This is a genomic window from Haladaptatus sp. CMSO5, from assembly GCF_036689885.1.
Taxonomy (GTDB): domain Archaea; phylum Halobacteriota; class Halobacteria; order Halobacteriales; family Halococcaceae; genus QDMS2.
Genome location: NZ_JBAHVW010000001.1, coordinates 901,765 through 921,510, shown reverse-complemented (window position 1 = coordinate 921,510; position 19,746 = coordinate 901,765). Strand labels below are relative to the sequence as shown.

Genomic DNA, 19,746 nt, shown 5'->3' with positions numbered 1-19,746 from the left:
CCGAGTCGAGACATGGTATGTCGTGACATATACATGTATCCACCCGGTGAACGAATTAGGTGTATCGATTTTCCGACGCGACCACAGGAGGACGCCTTTTACTCACCCAGCCTCCAAGTGCGCATATGACCGACCTCGGCAAGGTAGACCGCGCGTTTTTCGACGCCCACATCTACCCACATCTGGGCGCGGCGCGCGAGGACGTGGTGCTCGGCCCGAAACACGGTATCGACTTCGGCGTCCTCTCCGTGGGCGAGAAAGCCGTCGTCATCGCCACCGACCCCGTCTCAATTCTCCCGCAGCTCGGCTTCGAGCAGGCCGCTCGTTTCGCCCTCCACATCGTCCTCGCAGACGTTGCAGTGTCTGGAATTCCACCCACACATCTCGCCATCTCGTTTTCCCTCCCGCCGGAGATTACCGACGAACAGTTTGCGACCATTTGGGAAACCATCGACGCAGAAGCCAAAGAGCTCGGCGTGAGCGTCGTCACCGGCCATACCGCCCGCTATGCGGGTATCGAGTTTCCGTGGGTCGGCGCGGCGACGGTGCTCGGCGTCGGTGACCCCGCAGACGTAATCCGACCCGACGGCGCACGCCCCGGCGACCGCCTGCTCATCACGAAAGGCCCGGCCGCAGAGGCGGTGGGGCTGCTCACGACGCTGTTTGGCGACCAGCTGACCCTCCCCGAAGACGTGCTCGAACAGGCCCGGTCACGCATGGCGGATACGAGCGTCGTCAAAGATGCGCTCATCGCCGGAGCCACGGGCGGCGTCACAGCGATGCACGACGCCACCGAGGGCGGTGTCCACGGCGGATTGGTCGAACTCGCGCGCGGGGCGGGCGTCCGCATCGACTTCCACCCCGACGCCGTGCCGATGCTCCCCGGCGTGGAAGCCGTCTGCGACTACCTCGGCATGAACCCGTGGGCTTCGACCAGCTGTGGGACGTTGCTGTTGACCGCCAAGCCGTCAGCCGCAAATGCAGTCATCGCCGCCCTCGAAGCCGAAGGTATCCTCGTCGCCGACGTGGGCGAAATAAGTGAGGGCGAGGGCGTGTTCGCGGCGGGCGAGCGCATCGAACACCCCGAAGTTGACCCGTCGTGGGCGGTGTACGCCGAGTACGCAGAGAAGACGTAATTCCACCAGACCATTACTGACTAATAGTAATTAGTTGTAATCCCCACTATGGCAGACTTGGGGAAAATTGACGGCGACTTTTTCGACGAGTACATCTACCCGAACTTGGGTGCAGACCGGGAAGATGAGATACTCTCACCGCAACACGGCGTCGACTTCGGCGTCATTGACGTGGGTGGGAAGGCGGTGGCGCTTGCGACCGACCCCGTGTTCATCATGCCCTCGCTCGGCTTCGAGCGCGCGGCGTGGTTCGCGTTTCACATCCTGATGAGCGACGTGGCTGTCTCGGGCATGACGCCGACGCACCTCTCGATTGACTTCAATCTCCCACCGGAAATCACCGACGAGGAGTTCGCCACCATCTGGGAAACGTTCGACGCCGAGGCGAAGGAACTCGGCGTGAGCGTCGTGACGGGTCACACTGCCCGCTATGCTGGCTGTAACTACCCGATGGTCGGCGGCGCGACGGCCATCGCCGTCGGCGAGTTCGACGACCTCGTGAAACCGAACGGCGCGCAAGTGGGTGACAAAGTCATCATCACGAAAGGACCCGCAGTCGAGGCGACGGGCCTGCTCTCGATTCAGTTCGAACCGCTGATGGAGGGTGAAATGGACGCCGAGGCGCTTTCTGCCGCAAAAGACCGCTTCTACGACATGAGTCCGGTACAGGACGCGCTCGTCGCGGCGGCCGCAGGACCGGTCACCGCGATGCACGACGCCACCGAATGTGGCATCTACGGCGGGCTCTACGAAGTCGCGCGCTCCGCTGGCGTCGGCATCGAACTCGAAACCGACGCCGTGCCCGTCCTGCCGGGCGTCCGGGAGACCTGCAACTTCTTCGACATCGAGATGTGGCACGCCATCAGCGAAGGGACGCTTCTGGCCACCGTCTCGCCGGAGGGTGTCGATGACGTGCTCGCCGCGCTCGACGCAGAAGGCATTCCGGCCGCAGAGGTCGGGGAAGTGGTCTCTGGCTCCGGCCTCGTCGTTGATGGCGAGCCGACCGACCACCCCGGCATCGACCCATTCTGGGGAGCGTTCGAGGAGAACATGGGCAAGCTTGCAGACCTGCAATGACCCGAACGCCAGCCCCCGTTGCGCCGCCCGTGTGCCTGACCATCGCCGGGAGCGATTCGGGCGGTGGCGCGGGCATTCAGGCCGATATCAAGACGATGGAGGCCCACGGCGCGTTCGCCACGAGCGTCGTGACGAGCGTGACCTCCCAGAACACCCAAGGCGTGACCGGCGCGTTCACCCTGCCCGTCGCGGAAATCGAGTCGCAGTACGACGCTGTCGTCTCGGATTTCGACGTGCGCGCGGTGAAAACCGGCATGCTCGCCAGCGCTGATGTCGTCGCGGCCATCACCGAGCGCGTGGCCGACCTCGACGCACCACTCGTGGTTGATCCCGTGATGGTCGCTACCTCGGGTGACCGCCTGTTCGAGCGAGAAGGCGAAGCCGCCTACGAGGAATTGATTGCGAAGGCCACGCTCGTCACGCCGAACGCGGATGAAGCGACCGTTCTGACCGGCATTGAGATTGAGACGACCGAAGACGCCATCGCCGCTGGTGAACAGTTGGTCGAAATGGGCGCGGACGCCGCGCTCGTCAAAGGCGGGCACGTCTCCGGCAAGAAAGTCGTGGACGTGCTTGTGACCGACGAGGTGGCGCGTTTCACCCACCAGCGCGTTGAAACCGACGCGACTCACGGCTCCGGCTGCACCTTGTCGAGTGCGATTGCCGCCCGGCTCGCGCACGGCGACGCGCTCACCGACGCCGTCGGCGCGGGCATTTCATTCATGACCCGCGCGGTTCGCTATCCGCTGGATGTGGGTAAGGGACCGGGCGCGGTACACCACCTCGTCGGCCTCAGAAACAAAGCCGCCCGCGATGAGACCGCGGAGGCGGTCGAGGGTATCGTCCAGCAGTTCGTCGAAGCAGACGCGCGTGCGCTCGTCCCCGAAATCGGCATGAACGTCGTGGGCGCGACACCGTACGCCGAAGCAGTGTCTGAAACAGCGGCCGTCGAAGGGCGCATCACCCGCACGCTTTCAGGTGTCAAACCGAATCGCGGCGTTCGCTTCGGCGCGTCGAGCCACGTCGCGCGCTTCCTGCTCGGCGCCCGCGAAGCCGTCCCACAACTTCGATTCGCGGTGAACTGCCGCTTCGATGACGACGTGGAAGCCGCGCTGAACGAATTGGGCTGGTCGCTCGCAGAGTTCGACCGCGGCGAGGAGCCAGACGACGTGAAAGCAGAAGAAGGCAACACGATGGGCTGGGGTGCACGCCGTGCCTTTAGTGGGGATGGCGAGACGCCCGTCGCGGTCATTGATAGGGGAGAAATCGGTAAGGAGCCAATCGTGAAACTCGTCGCGAAGGATGCAGACACGCTCGCGGCGCGGGCGCTTGACCTGCTCGCGGCGCTCGATTAGGCGAGTTCGTCAAACAACTCGCCAACTCGCCGCTCGATTTCGTCTCGAATCTCGCGGACTTCGTCTGTTGATTTTCCGTGCGGGTCGTCCAACGCCCAGTCGCGGCTCTCACCGCCCCAGCCGAATGGACACACGTCGTCGGCAGAACAGCCCATCGTGATGACGTAGTCGTACTCAGCGAGGTCGTCAGGTGTGACTTCACGCGGCTCGCGGTTTGCGATATCGAGACCGACTTCGGCCATGACCTGCGCCACGGTCTCGTGGACGTGGGCGGCGGGGTTCGTCCCGCCGGTGAGCAGGGTGATGTGGTCTGCGTTTCGGCGGGTGCGTTCGCGTTCTGCGAAGGCAAACGCCATCTGGCTGCGGCCTGCATTCTGGACGCAGACGAAGGCGATTTTTGTGGAGTTTGTAGAACGCATGTGTTGGTGTGGTTGTGGTATCGAAAGGAGAGAAAGATGGCGTACGCAGCCCGCGGTGCGGTTGGATGGATGATTTGGACGGCCGGTTTTACGGTATCGAACGGTTCGACACGGTCTTCGAACGGTATGGCTGCAACCGGCGGTTGACAGTAACTGCCACCTGGATTGACTGGTTCGTGTGGGCTGTGTTGCTGATGCCTGTCTGTGTCGTACGCCATCTGCACATTGTGTCATCGGGGGCAAATAACTCGCTATGAACCCTACAGAGAGCTATTGTGGCAGGGAGACGACTCCCCGAAACGTGGTGTCCGGACGAACCCACAGCGTTTTACCCTGTTTCGCAGAGAGTGCAAGGTATGACTGAGGCGACGGGCATCGTTGGCGAATTTCTCTCGCTCAAGGAGTCTACGGATGCCGATATTCTGGCGATGCAGTGTGGCGATTTCTACGAGTTTTTCGCAGACGACGCCGAACTCGTCGGCGACGAACTCGACTTGAAAGTCTCGCAGAAATCGAGCCACGGGTCGTCGTATCCGATGGCAGGCGTCCCGCTCAAAGAACTCACCCCGTACCTCAAGGCGCTCGTCGAACGCGGCTACCGCGTCGCCGTCGCAGACCAGTACGACACCGCAGACGGTGGACTCGCCCGCGAAATCGTCCGCGTCGTCACCCCCGGCACGCTCCTCGAAACCACCTCCGCAGACGCCCAGTACCTCGCCGCCGTCGTCCAAGGTGACGAGAGGTTCGGCCTCGCGTTCGCGGACGTGACGACGGGCCAGTTCCACGCCACGGAAGTCAAGGATGAAGCCGCCGCTCTCACTGAACTCTACCGCTTTGCGCCCGCAGAAATCCTGCCCGGTCCGACGATTCGCGGCAACGAATCGTTCCTCGATTCGCTCCGCTCTCGAACCGACGCCTCGCTCTCGCTGCACGCCGCAGACGCCTTCGCACCGGGTCGTGCCCGCCACACCGTCACAGAGCAGTTCGGCGACGAAGCACTCGCAAGCGTCGGTCTCGCAGAGGCAACAGCCGCGATTCAGGCCGCCGGGGCAGTCCTTTCTTACGTCGAAGAGTCCGGCGTGGGTGTCCTCCAATCGATGACGCGCTTGCACCCGTATTACGCGGACGACCACGTCGAACTCGACGCGACGACCCAGCGAAACCTCGAACTCGCAGAGGCGATGGGCCTCGGCGGCCAGTCGCTGTTCGAGACGGTTGACCACACGGTAACGAGTCCCGGCGGCCGCCTGCTCAAGGCGTGGCTCCAGCGTCCCCGACGCTCGACACAGGTTCTCGAAACCCGCCAGCAGTGTATCGCCGCGCTCGCAGATGCCGCCCTCGCGCGCGAAGAACTTAGAGAAATTCTTGGTGACGCATACGACGTCGAACGGTTGGCGAGTCGCGCGGCCTCCGGCAGTGCTGGCGCGAATCAGCTACTCCAGATTCGAGACACACTCGCGTTGCTCCCCGACGTTGACAGCGCGATTTCAGCCGACCCGATTCTCAGCGACGCGCCGCTCTCACACATCGTCGGCGAACCAGACCGAGCGGCCGCCGCGCGACTCCACGACCGCCTCGAAGACGCGCTCGCAGACGACCCGCCCGCGACGGTGACCCAAGGCGGCCTGTTTCGTTACGGCTACGACGAGGAGTTAGACGAACTCATCACCCGACACGACGACGCCCTCGACTGGATAGAGAGCGTAGCAAGCCGCGAGAAGTCGAAGTACGGTATCTCACACCTGCAGGTAGACCGCAATCGGACGGACGGCTACTACATCCAGGTCGGCAAGTCACAGGTCGAGAAGGTTCCCGAGGAGTACCGCGAGATAAAGACGCTCAAGAACTCGAAACGCTACACGATTCCCGAGCTTGAGGAGAAAGAACGCGACATTTTGCAGGTCGAAGAACAGCGCGGCGAGTTGGAGTACGAACTGTTTCAGGAACTTCGCGCCGAAGTCGCCGCCGAAGCGCCGCTGTTGCAGGACGTGGGGCGTGCGCTCGCGAAACTCGACGTGCTCGCCAGTTTCGCCGCCCACGCCGCGAAGTACCGATGGGTGCGCCCGGAGTTAGCCGAGAGTGGGGCAGTCGAAATCGAGGCAGGCCGTCACCCCGTGGTCGAACAGACCACCGAGTTCGTCCCGAACGACGCGCGCCTTGACGACGACCGTGCGTTCCTCATCGTGACCGGGCCGAATATGAGCGGGAAATCCACCTACATGCGCCAAGTCGCGCTCATCGTCTTGCTCGCACAAGTGGGCAGTTTCGTCCCGGCGAAGGCGGCGCGAATCGGCCTCGTCGATGGTATCTTCACCCGGGTCGGCGCACTTGACGAGTTGGCACAGGGACGGTCGACGTTCATGGTCGAGATGCAGGAGTTGGCGAACATTCTCCACTCCGCCTCCGAGGATTCGCTCGTCATCTTAGACGAGGTGGGCCGGGGCACCGCAACCTACGACGGCATCTCGATTGCGTGGGCGGCGACGGAGTATCTCGTGAACGAGATACGGGCGAAAACGCTGTTCGCCACGCACTATCACGAACTCACGAGCCTCGCCGGTCGCCTGCCGACGGTGCACAACGTCCACATGGGCGCAGACGAACGCGACGGCGACGTGACCTTCCTTCGGACGATTCGAGACGGGCCGGCAGACCGCTCGTATGGGGTTCACGTCGCGGAGTTGGCGGGCGTTCCCCGCCCCGTCGTGACCCGCGCAGACGACGTGCTCGACCGGTTGCGAAAGGACAAGGCAATCGACGTGCGCGGCGGCATAGGCGGGACGAAACAAGTCGTGTTTGATTTGGGGTCGGGACAGTTGCGCGACGAGCCAGAACAAGCGCCTGAAACCGAGTCAGCGCCGCGCGACCCGACGACCGAGGCGGTGCTCGAAGAGTTGCGCGAAACGAACGTCAACGAGATTTCGCCGGTCGAATTGATGGGGTTGGTCGAGCGGTGGCAGTCGCGGTTAAGCGAATAGGGTGGGAAGAAGTGTGGGAGGCCGGGAAGAGGAGTGAGGGTGTGGGGAAGGGAGGGGGTTGGGAAAAGGGAGTGAGGGTGGAACTTAGAAATAGAGGCTGGCGATTTTGTCGGCCGTCCGCAGGGCGAGCGCCTGCCCCGTGTTCGTCGGGTTCGGACCGCCGAGGCCGTTTGCGAGCGCGGAGTGGTCTGCGACGAACAGGCGGTCTACGTTCTTTGCCTCGGCGTTCGAGTCGAGCACCTCACCCATCCGCATCGACGACTGCATGTGGAGGAGCAACGGCGGCCAGTCACACCGGTGGACGTGCTCTGCGCCGGCTTCCTTGTGGATGCGCGCGGCGATGCGACAGAGTTCGTCGCGTTTGGCGTCGTCGTCAGGGTGAGGCGACCACTTGACCTTCGGCACGGCCCCGTGTTCGTCCGAGAAGGTGTTGTCGAGCGAAACGCCATTGTCCTGGCGCGGCAGGTCGTCGGTGAGGATGAGCAGCGCCTTCGTCTTGCGGTAATCCGACATCCGACGTTTCAGTTCCTCGCCGACGACGTAGCCGCGGGTGTCCCACGGTTCGTCGGGGTCCACGGGCGTGTCGAAGCTGTAGCCGGCCTGGCTGAACAGATAGTCGGCGTAGGAGACGAGACCGGGGGACATCCCGATGTCTTCCATCCCACCGACGCCCGGCTTGTCGAAGCGGACGGCGGAGTTCTGGCCGATGTACGGGTCCATGTGCTCGCCCTCGGGGTTGATCTCCGCGACAGTTTCGTCGTCGTAGACGCCGACGACCCAGTCGAACCAGTGGGTGGTGAGGCCCTTGCCAACCCAGCCGTCGTCCGGCAGCCCGGAGTTGAGGTAAAGGCGTGGCGACTCGATACAACCGCCCGCGAGGACGACGGTATCGGCTTCCACGGTCTGTGTCTGGCCCGACCAGCTATCGCGGAAGGTGACGCCGTTTGCTTCGATGCTGCCCGGCCCACCCGTCGTCTCAATGTTGGTGACGTAGGCGTTTGGCCGGATGGCGACGTTCCCCATCGTGGGGTCGTTGTTCGTGTCCAGTGCAGGAGGCACGTAGCTCACGTTGCTCGATTTGCGGGCCTTGTCGCGGACGGGCGCGTCAACCGGCGTCGAGGAGCCTTGGAAGTGGTCGCCAACGAGCGTGTCGCCGCGGAAGCCGTCGTCGTAACTGAACGACCCTTCGTAGTCGGCGTCGAGCGGTTGGCCGTTCGAGGTTTCGCGACCCGGCACTTCGACGGCGTTCGCCTGTGGCCGCCACCCGGTTTCGGTGACGTTTTTCGTGTCGATGAGCGGGTAGCCCGCGTTGGTTGCGCCTTCGATGAAGACCTCTTCTTTGCCCGTCATGGGTGCCTGCTGAGTGCTCGTCATCTCCTCGTTAAGCTGGTAGTAGGGGACGAGTTCCTCGTAGGAGATGGGCCAGTGGTCTTGGGTGTCGATGGCGTAGGGGTAGGCCCGCGGGTGGTTTGCGAAGTAGTGCAGCGACGTGCCACCAACGGCGCTAATCTGCCAGATGAACGCGTTCTGGTGGAGGTTGCGGAACCACGGGGCCCGGGAGTGGTCTGCGGGGCCAACTCTGAGATATCCCCACGTCGGGTCGTTCGCGTCGGCTTCGCGGTGGGTGAACTGCTCGTCTAAGAGTTTCCCGTCTAAGTCAGCGGGGTCGGTGCTCACGGTCCCGCCCGCGTCGGCGTGTGGCTGTGGCCAGTTTTTGTTGCCGTGCCACGCGCCGGCTTCGAGGATGAGCACGTCTAAGCCGTGGTCGGTTGCGAGTTTCCACGCCGCTGCCGGGCCGTCGGCTCCTGCGCCGATGACGATAACGTCTGGGTCGTTCATTAGTTTCCACCTCCGAGACCGTCGATGACGTCATCGCCAGCGAGGTCGTCGGGTAAGTTCAGATTCTTCGCTTTCGGGTCTTTGAACCCGCCGGGAACCGCGTGTCGCCAGTTTGCGGCGTAGCCGGGTGCGGGGCCGGGGTAATCGGTCTGTTGTCTGCTCTGTACCTCGCCTGCGGGCACCTCCATCTCACGGTCGTTCGGTGTGGCCTTTTTCGTGCTGCCATAGCCAGACCACTCGGTGTAGTAGCCAAACCCATGGAGGCCGTTCACCGCCATCACGACGAACTTCAGGATGCCAACGTCTGGGATCATGGGCGAAAGGAGGTCGTCGAGCGCGTCGAGGACGCCGCCATCGACGATGGTCCACAGACAGCGCAGTCGGTCTTTCGGCGCGAGTTGCGTGAACGTCCCGCCAGCGGGGAATTTGTCGTTGGGTGCAGCCGGTTCGTGATTCTTTCCGGTTGCGAGGAACTCCGCCGCAACGAGGTCGAACGCGAGGGTGAACACCGGCGCGTAGGGGTAGTTCTGGAGCACTTGGTGGAACACTTCCCCGTCAGATTCGACGGTCAGGTCGAACGCAGCGACGCCCTCTCTCGTCGTATCGAGGTCGGCAAACGATACGTCAATGCTATCGAGCGCGCCGAAGGTAAGGTAGTCTTCGAGGGCGTCGGCGTCGAGGCCGAGGTCGAGTAAGTCGAGCAACGAGAGGTCTGCGAGGTCGAGGAGTGCGTCTAAATCCGAGCCGAGGCCACCGGTGTCGAGGCTGAATTCGAACATGGCGCGGGGCATCCCGACGCCGGAACCGTCGAGGTTTTCGGTGACCATCTCAGAGCGAATTTCCTGGAAGTGGTTGAAATCCCAGATGAGGAACTTCTCCAACTCTGCGTCCAGCCCGCCCGGGACGTGTTCCGGGCCGAGTTCGGCTTCGAGCTCGGGGGTTCGGGGAATGATTGCGTCCACGATTGACCGATAGGTGTCTGCCGTGTGGGGGTCACTGGGAAGTGGGTCGGTCAGTGCGGCCTGTGCATCTGCAAGTGTCGCGTTCGACATCGAAAGTGCGGCGATACCGCCGATGCCTTTCATGACGCCTCTGCGCGTCATAGAGCGTTTTCTGGTCATGGTTGTCACTGTACGAGGGCAATACCAACAACCGGCTGCCAACTGCTGGCGTATCCCGTATCAGCCAATATTGGGGTGGTTAAATAAATCTTGGTATTGATTGATAAATTATAAATTTGAGTTAGTAGGTGGGTTCGCCTCATAGAGTAATGTGGCCAAGTAGCCATTCAAACACCAATTATTGGCAAATTAGCCAACAAGTGATGGTGAGATTATCTCGCAGAAATAAATGCGTATTTTCTGGTAAGAACGCATTTTTGAGGGTGTTCCGCGGGTCTGTCGAACCACGTTTGTCCCACATTATCGAACAGAACTAAGTGCACACACTGAGACACAGTGACATGGATGACCCGGCCGTACCCATCAACTCGGTGAAGCGCTCGTACGCAATCGTCGATGAGATTCGAGAGCGAGAAATCGCCGGGACAACTGAACTATCCAACGCACTCTCGCTCCCGAAAAGCACCGTCCACAACCACCTTCGGACGTTAGAAGCACTTGGCTACCTCGTAAAACGCGGCGGTAGCTACCAGCTTAGTACGCAGTTTCTCCGTCTCGGCCGGGAGTCGCGCAACAGCAACGACCTGTTCTTACACGGGCGCCAGGCGGCAAAATCGCTCGCAGACCAGACGAACACCTACAGTCAACTCGTCATCGAGGAAAACGGTCGGGGAGCTATATTGCTCGCAACTCGCTGGGACTACGAGAAGCTCCCACCCTCGTCTCGACACGTCTATCCGACGCACGAACACCTCCACACGAATGCCCCGGGGAAAGCGATTCTCGCCCAATTCACAGCAAAGAGAGTGCACGAAATCGTAGCCCACCACGGACTGCCAGCACGCACAGACCGGACGCTCACGACTGAAGACACCCTCACAGCGGAGTTGACGACCATCCGTGAGAGAGGCTATGCGGTCGATACCGGCGAGATGATTCAGGGCATCGTCGGCGTCGCGGCTCCCGTCGCCACCGACGAACAGGTGTACGGCGCAATCGCCGCCTACGGCCCCGCGAGCGACCTGCGGTCTGAACTGGACGGCGACCTCGCAACCATCGTCCGTGAGAAAGCGGAGAGCATCCGCGAGGACATCGTCTTTGCTACGCTCTCTGACTGACCCTCGTGTCCCACATTATGGGACAGTTCGTGATGGCGAGCGTCGGCGAGGCGACCGGTTCAGCAGTCAGCCACCGCGGCGACCCCGTTGTGTCTCGTTGTTGATACCAAACAATTGTGGGAAACACAGATGGGCAACGAAACGAATCGTCGCGCATGAACTTCGCAAACGTCGTTGACCGCGCCGCTGGGAACGCCCCGGTCAAACCGGCGGTGAGCGATACGGAGTCGCTCCTCACCTACGCGACGCTGGCAGAACGGACGGGCGCGGCTGCGAACGCCTTCGAAACGCTCGGCGTCTCCCCCGGTGAGCGCGTTGCCATCTGCCTGCAAAACAGCCTTGAGCTGCTGACCGCGCATCTCGGCGCGATGAAGCGCGGCGCGATTCCCGTCCCCATCAACACTCGGTTTCCTCCCTCGAAGATTCGCCACATCCTCGACGTGAGCGATGTATCGGTGTTCGTTACCGACGAATCGTTCACAGAAGTCGCAACATCCGTGGCCACGCCGATTTCCGTCGATGGAAGCGTTGGACACGCGTTTCCCGACCTGCTCGAAGCGGCGGATACCGAATACGCGGTTCATCCACGGCGAAACGACGAACTCGCGGAGGTGTTCTACACCTCGGGGACGACCGGCCAACCAAAAGGCGTCCACCACACCCACGGGAACATCCTCGCAAACGCCCACGGCATCACCAACGCACTCGGCTTGACGCGCCAGACCGTCGGCCTCACCGTGTGTCAGTGCTTCCATGTGACCGGCCTCAACGTCACGACGACGCCACTCCTCCTCGCTGAGGCGACGAACCACCTTCTATCTGAATTCGACACAGAACGCGTCCTCGCCACCATCGAAAACGCCCGAGTGACCTACACCTTCCTGACCCCGAGCATGCTCATCGACCTCATCGACGACCCGCGCCTCGACCACTACGACAGCTCGTCGCTCGAACTCGTCGGCGTCGGCGGGGCACCCCTCCCGAGAGGCCGATTCAACGAGGCCGAGTCGGTGCTCGACTGCGCCGTCCTCGAAGGCTACGGCATGACCGAAACGACGCCACTGGCCGCGTTCAACCGACCAGACCCCCACGAGCGAAAGGCCGGAAGCGTCGGTCCGCCGACGCGTGAAGTCGTTTCGCTACGCATCGAGGATTTGGACACCGGCGAGCGCGTCGCGCAGGGAGAGCGCGGCGAGTTGCTATGGGCAGGCGACACCGTGACACCGGGCTACGAGCGCCCGCAAAACGACCGGAAATCCTTCGTCGAACGCGACGGCACGCGGTGGCTGCGCTCTGGAGACATCGGCTGGCTCGACGACGACGGCCACCTGTTCATCGTGGACCGACGCGAAGACATGTTCACGACGGGGTGTGCGAACATCTACCCGCGCGAGATCGAAGACGTCCTCTACGACATCAAGGGCGTGTCGGGAGCGGCCATCATCGACGCCCGAGACGACCTTCGAGGGGCCGTCGTGACCGCCATTATCACCCGGTCGAGCGACGACGTGACCCGTGAAGATGTGAGAGAAACCTGCCTGTCGAATCTCGAAGAACACGAAGTGCCCCAGCGAATCGAGTTCGTCGACGAGATTCCGAAAACGGTGACGGGTAAAATCAATCGAGTGTCACTGCGGGAAACGTTCGGGACTGAGTCGCGCAACTAGAACCGGTGTCTCGTCGCTACGGATGGGGAATCCACCCGAACTGCGGGAACACACCCACAAAGGCGAGCACTGCGATGGCAAACGAGTTGACGACGATGGCGGCCGCGGGTGGGTCGAAGTGCGTGTCTGCGTGCGCGTAGAAGACACGCTGGATGACTTCACCTGTGAGCGCGCCGCTTACGCCGAACAGCGCGCCAATCGCGAGCGCAGGCAGGATTGGCACCGTCGCAGCAGTCTCGGGGACGATGACCAGCGCGGCCGTACTCGCCGGAAGCGCGATGTGGTGAGTCACGGGAATCTGTTCGATACCGAGGGCGAGGAAGACGAGCGACGCCGCGCTGATGCCAAAGGCGAGGAAGAAACTCCCCGTTTTGACCGCGGTGTAGGCAGCGAGAATGCCGACGACGAGGCCAATCATCGCCACGTTCGTCCACTCGTACTGGTGAGGGAGCCATGGTTCGACTTTAAAGCGTCTCGTCGCGCCGCCGTCTGCGACTGGCTGGCCGCCGTCAGCGACGACTTTGCCGCCCTCTGCGGTCTGGCGCATCTCTTCGCGCTCGAACGGCGACATGTCGAGGAGCCCCCTGCCGCGGGCGTCTCCGATGACTGGGAAGCCAAGGACGAGGCGGTGGAAAATCGCCGAAAGGACGACGCCCATGGCGATAGGGTCCCACGGGAGGCCGAGGCCACCCGAGAGCTGGCGGATGACCATTCCCAAGATGCCGAACGCGCCACCGACGAGGAGCACGTCGGGTTTCGTCCCGAGCGCGTGGGCGATGTTTTTCGCCTCGAAGTAGTCGAACCCGGTGTCCATGTAGCCTTTCCGCGCAGCGTAGGCGGCGGCTGCTGCCCCGCCCGCAAACGAGATGTGTGGACCGAACACCGGGCCGAAGGCAATCGACCCAGTGATGCCCACGTTGATGGCATCGGCCGAGGCGACGCCCGCCGCGCCGAGTTCGGCCTTGAGAATGTTCGCGGCCTCGCCGACCATGACCATGAAGCCGGTGAAGATGAATGCCGGGAGCGCACCGAGCGCCGCCCCGAACGCGCCGCCCGCGAACGCGGCGATGGCGAGGACGAGCCACGCTTCGAGTGAGTTGCCGAGCAGTTCGACCGCCATCTAGCTACCTCCGTCCCGCGCCCAGTCAAGCGAGCGTTCGACGGCGTCGTGCCAGCGGTCGTATTTCTTGTCGGCGTCCGCCGTTGCCATCTCCGGGGTGAACTCGCGGTCTACGTGCCAGTTGTCCCTGAGTTCGTCGACCGTCTCCCAGTAGCCAACGGCGAGTCCGGCGGCGTAGGCCGCCCCAAGTGCGGTGGTTTCGTCAACCTCGGGACGAACGATGTCCGTCTGGATGATGTCGGACTGGAGTTGGCAGAGGAAGTTGTTCTTCACCGCGCCGCCATCGACGCGGAGATAGTTCATCTCGATGCCCGAATCGCTCTCCATCGCTTCGGCCACGTCGCGGGTCTGGTAGGCGATGGATTCGAGCGTCGCGCGCACGAGGTGTTCGCGCTTCGTCCCGCGGGTGATGCCGACGATGGTTCCCCGCGCACGACCGTCCCAGTGGGGCGCACCGAGGCCGGTGAACGCAGGGACGACGTACACGTCGTCGGTGGAATCGACCGACCGGGCGAGTTCTGCGGTTTGGGCGGGGTCTGCGATGAGTTCGACGTCTTCTAGCCACTCGATTGCCGCGCCGGTGATGAAGATTGAGCCCTCGAGGGCGTACTGGACGGGTTCGCCCGCACGCTGAAAGCCAATCGTCGTGAGCAAACCGTGGTCGCTTTTGACGGCCTCCTCGCCGGTGTTCATGAGGAAGAACGACCCCGTTCCGTAGGTGTTCTTCGCGTCGCCTTCATCGAAACACGTCTGGCCGAACAGGGCGGCTTGTTGGTCGCCAAGCGCACCCGCGACCGGGATTTCCGCGCCGAGGAAGCCCTCCGCATCGGTGTACCCATAGTACTCGTCGTCGCTGGAGGGGCGCACGTCGGGGAGGAGACTGCGCGGGATGTCGAACTCCGCGAGGAGTTCTGCGTCCCACGTCAAATCCCGGATGTTGTAGAGCATCGTCCGCGAGGCGTTTGTCACGTCGGTGACGTGCTGGCCGGTGAGTTTGTAGATGAGCCACGTATCCATCGTGCCCATGCGGAGTTCGCCCGCTTCGGCGCGGTCGCGCACGTCCTCGGGGCGGGTGCGCTGAATCTTGATGGGGTCTGCGTTGTCGAGCAGCCACTCGGCTTTCGTCGCAGAGAAATAGGCGTCGGCTTCGAGGCCGGTTTTCTCACGAATCCACTCGACTTTCTCGTCGGCTTCGAGACGTTCGACGCGGTCGGTCGTCCGGCGGTCTTGCCAGACCAGCGCGTTGTGTACCGGCGTGCCGGTTTCTGCGTCCCAGATGACCGTCGTTTCGCGCTGGTTCGTGATGCCGAGGGCGGCGAGTTGGGTGGGTTCGATGTCGGCCTCACGGAGCGCTCGTGAGACGACGAGTTTGGTGTTCTCCCAGATTTCGACCGGGTCGTGTTCGACCCAGCCGGGATTCGGGTAGTGCTGTTCGTGGGTCTCGTAGGCGTTCGAGACGACCTGTCCGGCGTGGTCGAAGACCATGAATCGCGTGCCGGTCGTTCCTTGGTCGATTGCACCGACGTAGGTGTGTGTTGTCATTGGTAGAGGGGGAGACGACGAGTTGAGGAATTTCGCCGTCGATTGTGACTGAACAATAGTGACCTATTGGCCAGCCTATTGTCATAGGCTGGTCACGAACTGGCGATAAATCTTCGGGGCGAGTGACAGCCGGTCGATACGAATCAGCGCACATCCCACCAGAACGGCGAAAAACCTGAAGTCATCTCACTCGACAGGTGTACCATTGGATGGAGTCACAAACTGCGGTTCTCGTTATCGGCGGTGGTTCGACGGGCTGTGGCATCGCGCGCGACCTCACCATGCGCGGGGTCGATGTCACCCTCGTAGAACAGGGCAACTTGACCCACGGCACGACCGGCCGGATGCACGGCTTGCTCCACAGCGGCGGGCGCTACGCCGTCTCAGATCAGAAATCCGCCCGCGAGTGTATCGAGGAGAACCGCATCCTCCGCGACATCGCCGCCCACTGTGTCGAGGAGACGGGTGGGCTGTTCGTGAAACGGCCCGAAGATACGGAGGAGTATTTCCAAGAGAAGCTCGCCGGGTGTCGCGCCTGTGACATCCCCGCAGAGGTGCTCACGGCCGAGGAAGCCCGCGAGGTCGAACCGTATCTCGCGCCCGACATCGAGAAGGCGATTTGGGTTCCGGATGGGGCGGTTGACCCCTTCCGACTGTGCGTCGCAAACGCCGCGAGCGCAGAACAACACGGCGGGCGCGTCCTCACCCACACCCCGGTCACCGACCTGCTGGTCGAAGCCGGTGAAGTCGTCGGCGCGAAAATCCACCACGAACGTAGCTCAACGAAAAAAACCGAGACCATCTACGCAGACCACGTCGTGAACGCCACGGGCGCGTGGGCCGGTCGGCTTGGCGACATGGCGGGCGTGGATATCGAAGTCCGCCCCTCGAAGGGCGTCATGACCATCATGAACGTCCGGCAAGTGGACACCGTCGTCAATCGCTGTCGGCCAAAGGGCGACGCGGACATCGTCGTGCCCCACGAGACGACGTGCATTCTCGGCACCACGGACGAAGAAGTGAGCGACCCCGAAGCCTACCCGGAAGAACAGTGGGAAGTCGATTTGGTCATCGACGAACTCACGAAACTCGTCCCGATTCTCGCAGAAGCGCGCACGATTCGTTCGTTTTGGGGCGTGCGCCCGCTGTACGAACCGCCAGAGGTCGGGAGCGACGACCCGACCGACATCACGCGCGATTTCTTCCTCTTAGACCACGCAGAGCGCGACGGCCTGCCCGGCATGACGAGCATCGTCGGCGGGAAGTTCACGACCTACCGGATGATGGCCGAGTCCATCACCGACCACGTCTGTGAGAAACTCGGCGTCCGCGCCGCCTGTGAAACGGCTGACGTGCCCCTCCCCGGAAGCGAGGATTTCGCCGTGCTCCGCGACTACATGGATGAGTTCGGGCTTCGCTCGCCGGTTGGCCGCCGGTCAGTCCAACGTCTCGGGTCGCGAGCCGACGACGTGCTCACAACCGACGCGCCGAATCCCGTGCTCTGTGAGTGTGAGGCCGTCACCCGAGCCGAGGTGCAAGACGCACTGTCTGCGGTGGGCACTGACCTGAACGCCGTCCGCATCCGCACGCGGGCGTCGATGGGCAACTGTCAGGGCGGGTTTTGCTGTCACCGACTGGCGAGCGAACTGTACCCTGACCACGACGAGGAAGTCTCCCGCGGCGCACTCGATGAGCTGTATCAAGAGCGCTGGAAGGGTGAGCGTCACGCGCTCTGGGGCGAACAGCTCTCACAATCCGCGCTGAACCACGCGCTCCACGCGGCGACGCTGAACCGCGACGGCGACCCGGCGAAAACGGGGACACCAGACTGGGACGCCTTCGACGGGGGCAAGCCGTGATAGACAGCGACGTCCTCGTTATCGGCGGCGGCCTCGCCGGAGCGACCGCCGCGCTGGCCGCCGCCCGCGAGGGCGCATCGGTGCGCCTCGTCTCGCACAAAGAATCGACGCTCCGGCACGCGTCGGGCCTTATTGACATACTTGGCTATCACGACGGCGACCTGCTCGCAGACCCCTTTGCCGCGCTCGATGACTTGCCAGAGGGCCACCCCTACGAGCGCGTTGGCGAGAGGGCACTCAGAAAGGGGCTGGCGCTGTTCGACGAGGTGACGGGCGACCGCTACGCGGGCGACCACACCGAGAAAAATGCGCTCGTCCCGACCACCGGCGGAACGGTGAAACCGACCGCACGATACCCGAACAGCGTGTCCCCGGGGCTTGCAAGCGACGCCCGCGAGACGCTCCTCGTCGGCTTCGAGACGCTCACCGATTTCGACGCGCCACTCGCCGCCGCCCACCTCGAAAACGCGGGCGTCCCCTTCTCGGTTCGGGGCATCACCGCCCGCTTCCCGATGCTTCGAGCCGACGCGAAGGTGACGCGCTACGCGAAAGTGCTCGACACCGACGAGACCGGCATTCGCGGCCAACTTGTCAAGGCCATCGAACCCCACGTCGGCGACGCAGAACGAGTTGGCTTCCCGGCGGTGCTCGGCCACGACCATCCCCAGCGCGTGCGCGAGGAACTCGCAGATGAACTCGGCGCGGACGTGTTCGAGGTGCCGGGTGGCCCGCCCTCGTTGCCCGGCATGCGCCTCGAAGCCACACTGTTCGACGCCCTCCGTGAGGCGGGCGTCGCCGTCGAAACGGGTAACCCCGTAGTTGGGTTCGAAGCAGCCGGGGGGCACATCGACCACGTCGAAGTCGAGCGCACCCACCAGCACATTCCCTACTACGCTGAGGAGTTCGTGCTGGCGACGGGCGGCCTCGTCGGGAAGGGACTCACTTCCTCGCGTGCAGGCGTGCGCGAACCGGTGTTTTCGGTACCCATCTCCCAGCCCGAAAACCGCTACGATTGGTTCGAAGACGAAGCGTTTGGCGACCACGCCTTCGCCCGGTTTGGCGTGGACGTGGATACGGAACTGCAGCCCTGCGACGAGACGGGTGCGGTGGCATACGAGAATCTCCGTGCGGCCGGGGGCATCCTCGGCGGTGCGGACTTTGCAGTGGAGAAATCAGGCAGCGGCAGCTCGCTTGCGACCGGTTGGGCTGCCGGACGCGGCGCAGGAGCAGACCTATGAGTGATTCAGAAAAGTTCCCCATCGACGTGTTTCCCGAGGCGGAGGAGATGGACCTCCGGCCCGGGGCGGACAGTTGCTATAAGTGCTCGACCTGCGACACCTCGTGTCCGGTCGCAGAAGTTGACGACGACTTCCCCGGCCCGAAATTTCAGGGGCCAGAACAGTGGCGACTCAAACGAAAGGAGGACGTGAGCGTCGACGAATCGGTGATGAAGTGCTCGAACTGTATGCGCTGTGACGGGGCGTGTCCCTCCGGAGTGCCCCTCTCACAGATGCACAACACCGCTCGCGGCGAGTACGTCACAGAGGAGATGTCGATGCTCAGCCGCGAATACTGGCGCAATCGCATCCTCGCAAACTACGGGACGCTCGCTCGCGTTGGCTCGAAAGTCCCGCGACTCACCAACTTCGTCATGGGTAACTCAGTGGTTCAACAGCTAAACGAGAAAGTCCTCGGCATCACCGCAGAACGCGAGTTTCCCGAATTTGCGACCGAGACGTTCGTGGACTGGTTTGAGGCGCGAGGAGGTGCAAAGATTCAGTCAGACGAAAAGCGCGTCGCCTACTTCCACGGCGATTACGCGAACTACAACACCCCGGAGGTGGCGAAGGCGCTCGTCCGCGTGTTCGAACACTACGGCTACGAAGTCGCCGTCCCCGACCAGCGGTGTTCGGGCACGCCGATGTTTGCAAACGGGATGCTCGACGACGCCCGGCGGGCGGCGAAGTTCAACGTCGAAACCTTCCACGACCTCGTGTCTGCGGGCTACGACATCGTCTGTTCGTGTACGTCGTGTTCGATGGCGCTGCGCCAAGAGTATCCCGAGTTGTTCAGCTTCGAGGGAACCGCTGAAGTCGCCGCCCACACCTACGAGGCGCTCGAATATCTCCGCATCTACGAAGACGTGGAAGGTGACCTGAAGGGGTCGAAACCGGACTTTCCCGACCTCGCCTATCACGCGCCGTGTCACGCCCGCAATCAGGGCTTAGACGGGCAGGCGGTGAACCTGTTTGCAGACTTAGACGGCGTCTCCGTCACGGACGTTGGCGATTCGTGTTCCGGCATCTCCGGAACCTACGGCTGGAAGGAGGAGAACTACGACACATCGATGAAGATCGGCGAGGAGATGTTCGAGCACATGGACGACGCGCCGGGGGAAACCGGCCTCACCGAGTGTCCGACCTGCGCGATGCAGATGGGCCACGGCTCTGGCTACGAGATTCGCCATCCGCTCGAAGTCGTCGAATCGGCGCTCGTGGAGTAGGCGAGCGCGGTC

Annotated in this window: 14 protein-coding genes; 9 read left to right on the top strand and 5 right to left on the bottom strand. The window is 62.9% G+C overall.

Annotated elements, in window-relative coordinates:
* Positions 1-125: 125 nt before the first annotated feature.
* From V5N12_RS04950 to thiD, 3 genes are read left to right on the top strand one after another with little or no spacing between them, the layout of a single operon-like run.
* A complete protein-coding gene (locus V5N12_RS04950; RefSeq protein ID WP_332898041.1) occupies positions 126-1,136 on the top strand; it encodes an AIR synthase family protein in 1,011 nt (336 codons plus the stop codon).
* A gap of 48 nt (positions 1,137-1,184) precedes the next feature.
* Positions 1,185-2,213 carry an AIR synthase family protein gene (locus tag V5N12_RS04945; RefSeq protein ID WP_332898040.1) on the top strand — a complete coding sequence of 343 codons (1,029 nt, stop codon included), beginning with the start codon at positions 1,185-1,187 and terminating at the stop codon, positions 2,211-2,213.
* Complete coding sequence (gene thiD / locus V5N12_RS04940; RefSeq protein ID WP_332898039.1) at positions 2,210-3,568, top strand: bifunctional hydroxymethylpyrimidine kinase/phosphomethylpyrimidine kinase; 1,359 nt, start codon at positions 2,210-2,212, stop codon at positions 3,566-3,568. The genes V5N12_RS04945 and thiD overlap by 4 nt, the downstream gene beginning before the upstream one ends.
* Here the strand turns inward: thiD and V5N12_RS04935 are convergent.
* Positions 3,565-3,987: an arsenate-mycothiol transferase ArsC gene (locus tag V5N12_RS04935; RefSeq protein WP_332898038.1), complete on the bottom strand. Its 423-nt coding sequence runs from the start codon at positions 3,985-3,987 to the stop codon at positions 3,565-3,567. The genes thiD and V5N12_RS04935 overlap by 4 nt on opposite strands.
* A 356-nt stretch (positions 3,988-4,343) precedes the next feature.
* Between V5N12_RS04935 and mutS the strand changes: the two genes are divergently transcribed.
* Positions 4,344-6,965: a DNA mismatch repair protein MutS gene (gene mutS / locus V5N12_RS04930; RefSeq protein WP_332898037.1), complete on the top strand. Its 2,622-nt coding sequence runs from the start codon at positions 4,344-4,346 to the stop codon at positions 6,963-6,965.
* 84 nt (positions 6,966-7,049) lie between these two features.
* On the opposite strand, the gene V5N12_RS04925 is transcribed toward mutS, so the two are convergent.
* Complete coding sequence (locus V5N12_RS04925) at positions 7,050-8,804, bottom strand: GMC family oxidoreductase N-terminal domain-containing protein (RefSeq protein ID WP_332898036.1); 1,755 nt, start codon at positions 8,802-8,804, stop codon at positions 7,050-7,052.
* Positions 8,804-9,907, bottom strand: coding sequence for a hypothetical protein (locus tag V5N12_RS04920; RefSeq protein ID WP_332898035.1), 1,104 nt, complete (start codon positions 9,905-9,907; stop codon positions 8,804-8,806). Before V5N12_RS04920 ends, V5N12_RS04925 begins: the two co-directional genes overlap by 1 nt.
* A gap of 359 nt (positions 9,908-10,266) precedes the next feature.
* Here V5N12_RS04920 and V5N12_RS04915 point away from each other — a divergent pair, with 359 nt between their 5' ends.
* Both V5N12_RS04915 and V5N12_RS04910 read left to right on the top strand, forming a co-directional pair.
* Complete coding sequence (locus tag V5N12_RS04915; protein ID WP_332898034.1) at positions 10,267-11,043, top strand: IclR family transcriptional regulator; 777 nt, start codon at positions 10,267-10,269, stop codon at positions 11,041-11,043.
* A gap of 155 nt (positions 11,044-11,198) precedes the next feature.
* Positions 11,199-12,710: a class I adenylate-forming enzyme family protein gene (locus V5N12_RS04910; RefSeq protein ID WP_332898033.1), complete on the top strand. Its 1,512-nt coding sequence runs from the start codon at positions 11,199-11,201 to the stop codon at positions 12,708-12,710.
* Positions 12,711-12,726: 16 nt separating this feature from the next.
* Here V5N12_RS04910 and V5N12_RS04905 read toward each other — a convergent pair whose 3' ends face one another.
* Both V5N12_RS04905 and glpK read right to left on the bottom strand, forming a co-directional pair.
* Positions 12,727-13,830, bottom strand: a complete 1,104-nt coding sequence (locus V5N12_RS04905) for a hypothetical protein (protein WP_332898032.1) — start codon at positions 13,828-13,830, stop codon at positions 12,727-12,729.
* A complete protein-coding gene (gene glpK, locus V5N12_RS04900; RefSeq protein WP_332898031.1) occupies positions 13,831-15,372 on the bottom strand; it encodes a glycerol kinase GlpK in 1,542 nt (513 codons plus the stop codon).
* Positions 15,373-15,581: 209 nt separating this feature from the next.
* On the opposite strand from glpK, the gene glpA reads away from it, so the two are divergent.
* The 3 genes from glpA to V5N12_RS04885 are packed head-to-tail and all read left to right on the top strand — an operon-like array spanning position 15,582 to position 19,734.
* Positions 15,582-17,231, top strand: coding sequence for an anaerobic glycerol-3-phosphate dehydrogenase subunit GlpA (glpA, locus tag V5N12_RS04895; RefSeq protein WP_332898030.1), 1,650 nt, complete (start codon positions 15,582-15,584; stop codon positions 17,229-17,231).
* Positions 17,228-18,469, top strand: coding sequence for a glycerol-3-phosphate dehydrogenase subunit GlpB (glpB, locus tag V5N12_RS04890; RefSeq protein ID WP_332898029.1), 1,242 nt, complete (start codon positions 17,228-17,230; stop codon positions 18,467-18,469). Before glpA ends, glpB begins: the two co-directional genes overlap by 4 nt.
* Positions 18,466-19,734, top strand: coding sequence for an anaerobic glycerol-3-phosphate dehydrogenase subunit C (locus V5N12_RS04885; protein ID WP_332898028.1), 1,269 nt, complete (start codon positions 18,466-18,468; stop codon positions 19,732-19,734). Before glpB ends, V5N12_RS04885 begins: the two co-directional genes overlap by 4 nt.
* The last annotated feature ends 12 nt before the right edge of the window (positions 19,735-19,746 follow it).